We start from the raw sequence: 9,369 nt of genomic DNA, 5'->3' as shown, positions 1-9,369 counted from the left end.
TTTAGAAAGGAATGTTTATATGCCAAAATCTGTTAACAGTTTTTTTAAGATGGAAATGCTGCTGCTTAAAATAATTGAAATCGGTGATGGAAATTATTACGGCTATCAAATTGCTCAAAAAATGGCTGAATTATCTAATGACAAAATCAAGATTGCTGAAGGGGTGATGTATCCTATTCTTTATCGCCTTCTTGATAAAGAATATATCAGCGACAAAAAAGTTCTAGTCGGGAAAAGAAAAACGAGAATTTATTATCAAATAGAACCTAAAGGAAAAGAATATTTAAACGAATTATATGCAAACTATTTAACTGTTAATAATGCAATCTTAGAAATAATGGGAAGAGATAAGGATAAATAAACTATCAAGGAATGTAAATAGACATTTCATTTTATCACTAAAAAAGCAAACGCTTTTTTAAACGATTAGAAGAAAACTCAGACGAGCATGAAGGAACATACCATGAAATATGCAGCCAGTTAAAAACTCCTAAAGAAGAATAAAGATAAACAATTACATTTTAATTAACTTAAAAAATGCCAGAGCTAACTCTGACATTTTTGTTTGTTTTAATTGTAATCATCTTCGATTGTAGAATCAACGTCTTCTTCTGGTTCTTCTGGCGTATCTTCTTCATCATCACTGTAGATATCATTCATATCAATATGAACATCACTAAATTTATGACGACTTCTTAGATCCCAAGCATTTTCACCAACAGTGATAAAACGTCCATCTAAAGTAATGTTTGTATAAAACAAAGATTCTTTTTCATCTTTTTGTTCATCATCAAATTTTTTCATTTGGCAAACTTCTTCCCATAATTTGAAGAAATTAACTGCAGTTTTTTTCTTTGACATTAATTCAAAGGCAACATCAACCATTGACATATCACGATATTTATCCATACTATCCATTTGTTTATCCTCCTACATTTTTTCTGGGGCACTAACACCGATTAAATTCAAGGCATTAGCTAACGTAATGCGACTAGCTTCAACTAATGCTAATCTTTGCGCACTTAATTCTAAATTATTTTCATCAATTACATAACATTCATTATAGAAGCTATGGAATAATTGAGCTAATCTTTGAATATAGTTAGCGATTTTATGAGGCATTCGACTTACCGCACTATCTATTACTACGTTTCTAAACTCATTAATATGTTTAACTAATTCAATTTCTTTAGGATTTACTAATAATTCATAGTGATCACTAGCAGTTAATCCTGCTTTAGAAGCTTGAGCTTTAATTGAACACATTCTAGCATGTGCATATTGAGCATAATAAACTGGGTTTTCATTTGATTTAGATTTAGCTAAACCGATATCAAAATCAAATGGGGTATTAGCTGCTTTAGAAACAAAGAAATAACGAGTTGCATCAACACCAATTTCATCAATTAAATCTTGAATTGTAACGGCATTTCCAGTTCGTTTAGACATTTTTACTGGTTCGCCATTATTCATCATTCTAACCATTTGAATAATATCAATATTTAATTGATCAGCGTTATATCCTAAAGCCTGGATTGCTGCTTTCATTCGATTAATATAACCATGATGATCAGCTCCAAATAAATCAACTAAATACTCATAACCACGATCTAATTTATTTAAATGATAAGCAATATCTGGAGTTAAATAAGTATAGCTGCCATCACTTTTTATTAAGACCCGATCTTTATCATCATTAAATTCCGTTGATTTAAACCATAAAGCTCCATCAGCTTCATAAGTATATCCAGCTTCTTTTAATTTTTCTACCGTTGGTACAACACAATTATTTTCATATAAAGATGTTTCTGAAAACCACACATCAAAAGAAACTCTAAATTGTTTTAAAATATCTTTGATTTTTTGTAATTCATATTCAGTTCCTTTATTTCTAAAGAAAGCAATTGCTTTATCTTCAGGCATATTTAAATACTTATCACCTTCAGTTTCTTTGATCTTTAAAGCAATATCTTTAACATCCTGACCATAGTAACCATCTTCAGGCATCTTGGCATCAATTCCAAAAGCTTCCTGGTAACGTGCATATAAAGATAAAGCTAGATTATAAATCTGGTTACCAGCATCATTAATATAATACTCTCTAGTTACATCATATCCAGCCGCTGTCATGATTCGACAAATACTATCACCAACAGCCGCTCCTTTAGCGTGTCCTAAATGCAAATCACCAGTTGGATTAGCGGAAACAAATTCAACATTATATTTTATCTTTTGACCATGATCACTGCATCCATAGTTTTCTTGTTCAGCTAAAACTTCTTTAATGATTGAAGTCATTGCATTTTTAGCTAAGAATAAATTAATAAAACCCGGACCTGCAATTTCAATCTTTTCAATTTGGGCTGCATTTTGATCAATCGCATCCACAATTTCCTGAGCAATTTGACGAGGATTACGTTTTAATAACTTAGTTAACTGCATTGCTAAGTTAGTTGAATAATCGCCATGAGCCTTATCTTTTGGTATTTCAATTGTTATACTATTTTGATCATATTCATCAACAAAACCACATTTAATAATTGCCTGCTTTAAGGCTTCTTTTAATGTCGCTTCGATTTTATTAACTGCCATTATTGTCCTCCTTTTAACGTCCTTACATATCTTTATTAAATTACCATTAAACCCTCATTAAGTCAATGTTTTTAAAAAAATTTTATGATAAAAGCACTTTTATAAAAGCGGTGCAAATAATCGTAGAATTGCTTCTAACCAGCCCCGAAAACGTCCTTTGATAACATCATCATAGCTAATCTCTTTGCTTAGTGCAATCGTGCTTAAAAAATCATCTTTAATATCTTTGACAGCTTTACAATCATACATATAAACACCACATTCAAAATGAAGATACAAACTACGATAATCTAAATTAATCGTTCCCACTGTGGCAATTTTATCATCACAGACAAAGTTTTTAGCGTGCATAAAACCTGGAGTATATTCATAAATCTTTACACCACCTAAAACTAAATATTCATAATATGAACGAGTAACTTTAAAAACCGTTTTTTTATCAGGAATTCCCGGCGTCACAATTCTTACATCAACCCCTCTTAAAACCGCTAAACATAACGCATTTTTTAATTCATCATTGATAATTAAATATGGAGTATTAATATATAAATACCGCTTAGCCTGATTAATAATATTTAAATAAACATTTTTACCAACTGGTTTAGCATCTAATGGCGAATCCCCATAAGGCAAAACATAACCGCTAGGATTAATTTTAGGCATTAAATAATGACGGGGATGATATTTATCATAATCTTCTACCTGATGCAATGAAGCATTCCAGGTCGCTAAAAACAATCTCGTTAAATTCCAGACTGCTTCTCCTTTGATCATCACCCCAGTATCTTTCCAATGGCCATATTTAACTTTAGCGTTAATATATTCATCAGCTAAATTAAAACCGCCACTAAATCCAACCCAGCCATCAATAACCGTAATTTTACGGTGGTCACGATTATTCATGACAATTGAAAGAAACGGAACAATATGGTTAAAGGCAATACTTTTGATTCCATAGCTTTCTAGTTCTTGATAATAGCGAAATGGTAACATCGTTAAAGAACCCATATCATCATACATAAACCGGACTTCTACACCCTCTTTAACCTTTTGTTTTAATATTTCCAATACCTGATCAAACATTTCACCTTCCTGGACAATAAAATATTCCATAAAAATAAAATGCTTAGCTTTTTTTAATTCCGCCAATAAATCAGGAAAAGCACAATCACCTAAGGGATAATACTTAACCTCACTATTATCATAAACCGGAAATTCTTGATCGACTAAATAATTAACCTGTCCTTTAATTCCTTCATCTGCAATATTTTCTTGAATGTTATTTGGATAACAGCACGATTCCATTGCTTCATCTTGACTTAAATAAGCATCTTGTAACTTTTTAGCTGGTTTTTTATTACCAAAAACCAAATACAAAATACCCCCAAAAACCGGAAACACTAGAATTGGAATCAGCCAAATAATTTTATAACCCGAATCGTCATCATCTTTATTTATAATATATAAAGTAACTAATAAACTAATGGTAATTGAAATGGCTTTTAAAATCGTCGCATCATAAAATAAATAACGCATTCCTAAAGCAATTAAAATAATCTGTAGTCCAATTAAAGTAACTAGCACTACGATTCGATTTTGTAAGATCTTTAAAATTCGCATCTTTAATTCTCCAAAATTTGATATTTAATTAAAATATAAACCCGGCTTAATAAATTTATACCATCATATAATTCATATTTTATTTTAATACTATCACCAGTTTCATAACTAATTAAACGCGTTTTTAACTCTAAAGTACCATAAGGAACCTGATAATGATTTAAAATCTCACTACCCTGCTTTAATCGTAAGATTCCATTAGCGTTATGTAAAATAACTTCATTATCTTTTAAAACAATTTTAACTTGATCAAAACTAATAACTGTTCGCTCATCTTTTTCTTCTAAATAAGCAACGTCATTATACTTAAATGACTCCTGGTCATGTTCATATTTAAACACACTGTGATAATTCAACTTTATTAATCTTTTCATCATCTTCAACCTTTCATAAAAACCTTTGATGTTAGTGCATATTATAACACAAATAAGGCAAGAATACTTTTGGTGAGTTAATAAATGAAAAAAGTAATCAAAATCTTAGTCTTTTCGCTAGCGGGAATGTTTACTCTCGCTTTATCTTTTTATGTTGTTGCCTATTGTATGGGTGAACCTGACTTAAATAAAAATCGTTATTTAAAATTATATGATGATACTGATAGTATCTTTTACCAGTCAATCAATGATTATGCCGGTCATTATGTCAGCCTTGATGAAGTTAGCGATTATTTTTTAAAAAGCATCATTGCCATTGAAGATCAGCGCTTTTATCAACATCGTGGTTTTGATCCAATTGGAATCGTACGTGCCATCAAAGTAAATTTAACTACTCAAGATACGGCTCAAGGTGCCAGTACCATCACCCAGCAATATGCCCGGCTGCTTTATTTGACTAATGAAAAATCATGGTCACGAAAAATCAAAGAAGCTTTTTTAACGATGCAGTTAGAAACACATTTAAGTAAAGATGAAATTCTTGAGGGTTATATTAATAATGTTTATTTTGGTCATGGTATTTATGGGATTGAAAATGCTGCTCAGTATTTTTATGGTAAAAGTGCTAAAGAATTAGATCTAAACGAAAGCAGCATGCTAGCGGGGGTTGTTAATGGTCCTACTTACTATTCGCCATTAAATGATGAAACAGCTTCGCGTAAACGTCAAAGTTTAGTTTTAGATGCTTTGATCAATTGTGATGAAATTAGTGAAAGTCAAAAAGAAAAAGTATTAGCTAGTGATCTAAATTTAGCTAAAGTTCATCAAACTGATGAAAATATCGCTAATAATTATTACAAAGATGCCGTTATTGATGAATTAGAGGAATTAGGTTTTTATAATAATACTTATTTAAATCAAGGTTTAAACATTTATACTACTTTTAACCAGGACTATCAAGATGTTTTAGCAAATAGCGCCAGTGAATATACTAAAGACAGTGAAGTAGAAACCGCTAGTATCGTTGTTGAACCTTATACTAGTAAAGTATTAGCTTTAACCGGTGGTAAAGATTATGCAATTTCACAATATAACCGGGCTACTAAAGCCAATCGGCAAATTGGCAGTACCGTTAAACCGTTATTATACTATTTAGCGCTTGAAAATGGTTTTACTCCGACTACTACTTTTTTATGCGAACCGACGACTTTTAAATTAGATGATAATACTACTTATAGCCCTGGTAATTTTAATGATAAATATGCTTATCAGGATATTACTTTAGCCCAGGCAATTGCGGTATCAGATAATATTTATGCCGTTAAAACCCATTTGTTTTTAGGCGAAGAAAATCTCGCCGCTTTAATTAAAAAATTTGGCATTGATGATGTTAAAGCTAATGCTTCATTAGCTCTAGGTACTTTAAATACCAATATTTATAATTTAGCGAATATGTATAACTGTATTGCCAGTGAAGGCGTTTATAATCATCTTTATCTGATTGAAAAGATTACCAATGATGAAGGAAAGATCTTATATCAGCATCAAAGTGATGATACAAAGATGTTAAATCAGGATACCTGTTTAGTCTTGTCACAATTATTAACTTCTAGTTTTAATGATACTTTTAGTACCTATCTCCAGGCAACTATGGCCGCTTATAAACTTGATAACGTTAATGCCTGTAAAACTGGAAGTACCGATTATGATAATCTTGCCGTTGGCTATAATCCCGATATTTTAGTTGCCAGTTGGGTTGGTTATGATGATAATCGGAAAATGACTACTACTGAAGATAAAACCGTCGCTAAAAAAACCGTTGTTGATATTTTAAAATATACAAATGAAATTAAAACAACTAAATGGTATCAGCCAACTTCAAAGTTGCAGCAAATTGCTATCAATCCCTTAACTGGTGATGTTGATGAAAACGGTATTGTTTACTGGTTTAAAAAAGAATGATCCCGAAGTTTATCCTTCGGGATAAAATATCTTTTGATCATCTTTATTTTTCTTTGCTTTAATAATCGCTCCAACGATTTCGGAAACTTCCGGTAAAAAACGCAATTTACCATTGACTAATATTTCAATCTCACTAAGTTCATCATGACTAATAAAATAAGGAATTTGACTTTGATCATCAAATAAAACATAATACTTAGGATCATAACCCAGCTTAATACACCGTTTTTTGATTACTTCGATATCATCAGCATCAACTAAATCGCAATAATTAAATAACCGCCGATTTAAAAACCGATCACATAAATCCGCTAAAATAGGATCTTTAGATTCTTTAAATACTGTAAAATAATATAAAATAATACTTTCATCTAATTTCAAATAATCCGCTTCACTAACATTACCATTAATAAACGGTACTAAATAACGAATATCCCCTAAATCAAATCCTTGTAAATATAAATCTTTGATTCGTTTAAATATACTCATTAAAATTTGTTCATAACTGCGTCCCATTGGATGATAATAAACCTGCCAATACATATGATATCTAGCTAAAATATAGTTTTCGATTGCCTGAACCCCTGATTCTTTAAAAACGATCTTGCCATCGTATACCCGCAAAACCCGAAGAATCCGTGCCATATCAAAATGACCATAAATAGTTCCCGTAAAATGAGAATCCCGTAATAAATAATCCATCCGATCACAATCCAGTTGACTAGATACCATTTGCACTAAGATCTTATTAGAATGTTCTTTGGTAATAATACTGCTAACCTGTTTTGAAAAACCTTGATGAAAACTTTCTAAAACCTGATGAACCTGGCTATGACCATTAATGATTCTAATTGTATATTCTTCATGGCTGCTTTTAAATACTTCTTCAAAACAATGAGAAAACGGACCGTGGCCAATATCATGTAATAAAGCGGCACACATTACGGTTAACTTATCATAATCACTTAAAACATCTTTAAGAATCGTATCGTTGATCATTTTTAAAACAACATGATAAACTCCTAAAGAATGAGTGAACCGCGAATGTTCAGCACTTTGATAAACTTGATGAACCCCACCTAACTGCTTAATTCTTTTCAAACGCTGCATTTCTGGAGTATCAATTAATTCAAGGATAAGAGGCTGATCAACATAAATATAATTATGAATAGCATCACGAAAAACTTTACTTTCCTTTAATTCAGTTTGTTCTAGACAATAATTTAATGGATTCATTATTTTTCCCTCCTACCCTAATAAATATGTTATAATTTATTAGATTATATAATAAACGATTTAAATATTCTTTATAATTTTTATGTTTTCATTATAATACATTTAAAAAGTTTATGCTATAATTGAAGTCAGGAGGTACAACGTATGTATATTAAAATCAATGAAGCAACTGATTACATCAAGTCGCAATATCATGGGAAAATTGATCTTGCGATTATTTTAGGCTCTGGTTTAGGGCATTTAGTTGATGCAATCAAAAACCCAATTGAATTAGACTACCGTGATATACCCCATTTTCCAATATCTAATTTAGCTGGTCATGCTGGTAAACTGGTTATTGGATCATTGGAGGGAAAAACGGTTATTGCCATGAAAGGGCGGTTTCATTATTATGAAGGTAATGATATGTCAATTGTAACATTACCAATTCGTGTTTTTAAACGATTAGGAATTGAAAATCTTATCTTAACCAACGCCAGTGGCGGGATTCGTGATGATTTAAATCCTGGTCAATTAATGTTAATCAAAGATCATATTAGCTTATTTATGGAAAGTCCATTACGCGGTCCTAATTTAGATGAATTTGGTCCTCGTTTTACTGATATGAGCGAAACTTACAATCAAGAACTTCGAGAATTAGCTTTAAAAGTCGCTAAAAAGAATAATATTTCATTGACTGAAGGTGTTTATGCTTACGCTCAAGGACCGATGTATGAAACACCAGCCGAAATCCAGGCTTTTAAAGTTTTAGGCGGTGATGCGGTGGGAATGTCAACCGTTCCTGAAGCGGTCGTTGCCAACCATTGCGGTATGAAAACATTAGGTATTTCTTTAATTACTAATAAAGCTGCTGGTTTATCAACGCAAAAGTTGAATCATGAAGAAGTTATCGAAACTGCAAATAAAGCAGAAAAGAACTTTACAATACTAATTAAAGACATTATAAAAGAGTGGTAAGTCCACTCTTTTTACTATCATTTTTTTCTAGCGGCAATGATATCCGAAATATCAAACGGTTCTTCATCAATTTCTTGACTATAAACATCGACAAAAGGAACATCTTCTTTTTTACGAATTGGAAATTCAGATTTGGCCGTAACATTAGCCATATCACATTCAATTACACCAATATACATGGGTGGAATAGCCGGACGGTCTTCTAACGGTTTAATTTCCCGATTATTACATACATATAATAAATCATAGCCCTTTTTAAAAGTATCATAATCTTGATTTCCATCAACTAATTTCATTGTTCCTTTAGCAATCACACTACGATAATCATGATAATGTCCTTTGTATTTACGATCAGGAAAATCATTAAAAGCACTAAATTCTAAGCAGACACGAGGATCTTTTTTGATTAAATCTACTTTTAATCCCCGTTTCATAAAATGAGTATAAACGATTAATTTATCTTCATTAATTTCAAAGCCATAATTTAATGGTACTACATAAGGATACCCATCTTCACCATTGATCCCCACATTGACATGATGAAACATCTTTAACATTTCTTCAATAAATTCTACTTCCACTACTTCTCTTTCAAAATGAATCATAATAGCCCTCCTAGTTATCTATA

9 protein-coding genes are annotated in these 9,369 nt (G+C 31.3%); 3 read left to right on the top strand and 6 right to left on the bottom strand.

Annotated features, from left to right (window positions below; all coding sequences use genetic code 11):
- A partial coding sequence (locus J7M77_RS00690; RefSeq protein ID WP_296875011.1) for a PadR family transcriptional regulator occupies positions 1 to 361 on the top strand: 361 nt, incomplete at its 5' end.
- A 209-nt stretch (positions 362 to 570) separates the two neighbouring features.
- Here J7M77_RS00690 and rpoE read toward each other — a convergent pair.
- The 4 genes from rpoE to J7M77_RS00670 form a co-directional block, all read right to left on the bottom strand.
- Positions 571 to 918, bottom strand: coding sequence for a DNA-directed RNA polymerase subunit delta (gene rpoE, locus J7M77_RS00685; RefSeq protein ID WP_296875010.1), 348 nt, complete (start codon positions 916 to 918; stop codon positions 571 to 573).
- 12 nt (positions 919 to 930) lie between these two features.
- Positions 931 to 2,592 (bottom strand): arginine--tRNA ligase, encoded by a 1,662-nt coding sequence (gene argS / locus J7M77_RS00680; RefSeq protein ID WP_296875008.1) that lies wholly within the window; start codon positions 2,590 to 2,592, stop codon positions 931 to 933.
- Between the two features lie 99 nt (positions 2,593 to 2,691).
- The gene (gene cls / locus J7M77_RS00675) at positions 2,692 to 4,212 is read right to left on the bottom strand and encodes a cardiolipin synthase (RefSeq protein ID WP_296875006.1); all 1,521 of its coding nucleotides are present in this window, start codon (positions 4,210 to 4,212) and stop codon (positions 2,692 to 2,694) included.
- 2 nt (positions 4,213 to 4,214) lie between these two features.
- Positions 4,215 to 4,586 (bottom strand): DUF1934 family protein, encoded by a 372-nt coding sequence (locus J7M77_RS00670; protein ID WP_296875004.1) that lies wholly within the window; start codon positions 4,584 to 4,586, stop codon positions 4,215 to 4,217.
- Positions 4,587 to 4,670: 84 nt separating this feature from the next.
- On the opposite strand from J7M77_RS00670, the gene J7M77_RS00665 reads away from it, so the two are divergent.
- Complete coding sequence (locus tag J7M77_RS00665) at positions 4,671 to 6,548, top strand: transglycosylase domain-containing protein (RefSeq protein ID WP_296875002.1); 1,878 nt, start codon at positions 4,671 to 4,673, stop codon at positions 6,546 to 6,548.
- Between the two features lie 9 nt (positions 6,549 to 6,557).
- On the opposite strand, the gene J7M77_RS00660 is transcribed toward J7M77_RS00665, so the two are convergent.
- Positions 6,558 to 7,784 carry an HD domain-containing protein gene (locus J7M77_RS00660; protein WP_296875000.1) on the bottom strand — a complete coding sequence of 409 codons (1,227 nt, stop codon included), beginning with the start codon at positions 7,782 to 7,784 and terminating at the stop codon, positions 6,558 to 6,560.
- 144 nt (positions 7,785 to 7,928) lie between these two features.
- Here J7M77_RS00660 and J7M77_RS00655 point away from each other — a divergent pair, with 144 nt between their 5' ends.
- Complete coding sequence (locus J7M77_RS00655) at positions 7,929 to 8,741, top strand: purine-nucleoside phosphorylase (RefSeq protein WP_296874998.1); 813 nt, start codon at positions 7,929 to 7,931, stop codon at positions 8,739 to 8,741.
- A 17-nt stretch (positions 8,742 to 8,758) separates the two neighbouring features.
- Here J7M77_RS00655 and J7M77_RS00650 read toward each other — a convergent pair whose 3' ends face one another.
- On the bottom strand, positions 8,759 to 9,346 hold the full coding sequence (locus tag J7M77_RS00650; RefSeq protein ID WP_296874996.1) for a pyridoxamine 5'-phosphate oxidase family protein: 588 nt from the start codon (positions 9,344 to 9,346) through the stop codon (positions 8,759 to 8,761).
- Positions 9,347 to 9,369: the final 23 nt, after the last annotated feature.

Source organism: Thomasclavelia sp. (assembly GCF_017889095.1).
GTDB lineage: Bacteria > Bacillota_I > Bacilli_A > Erysipelotrichales > Coprobacillaceae > Thomasclavelia.
This window is presented reverse-complemented; position numbering and strand designations above follow the sequence as displayed.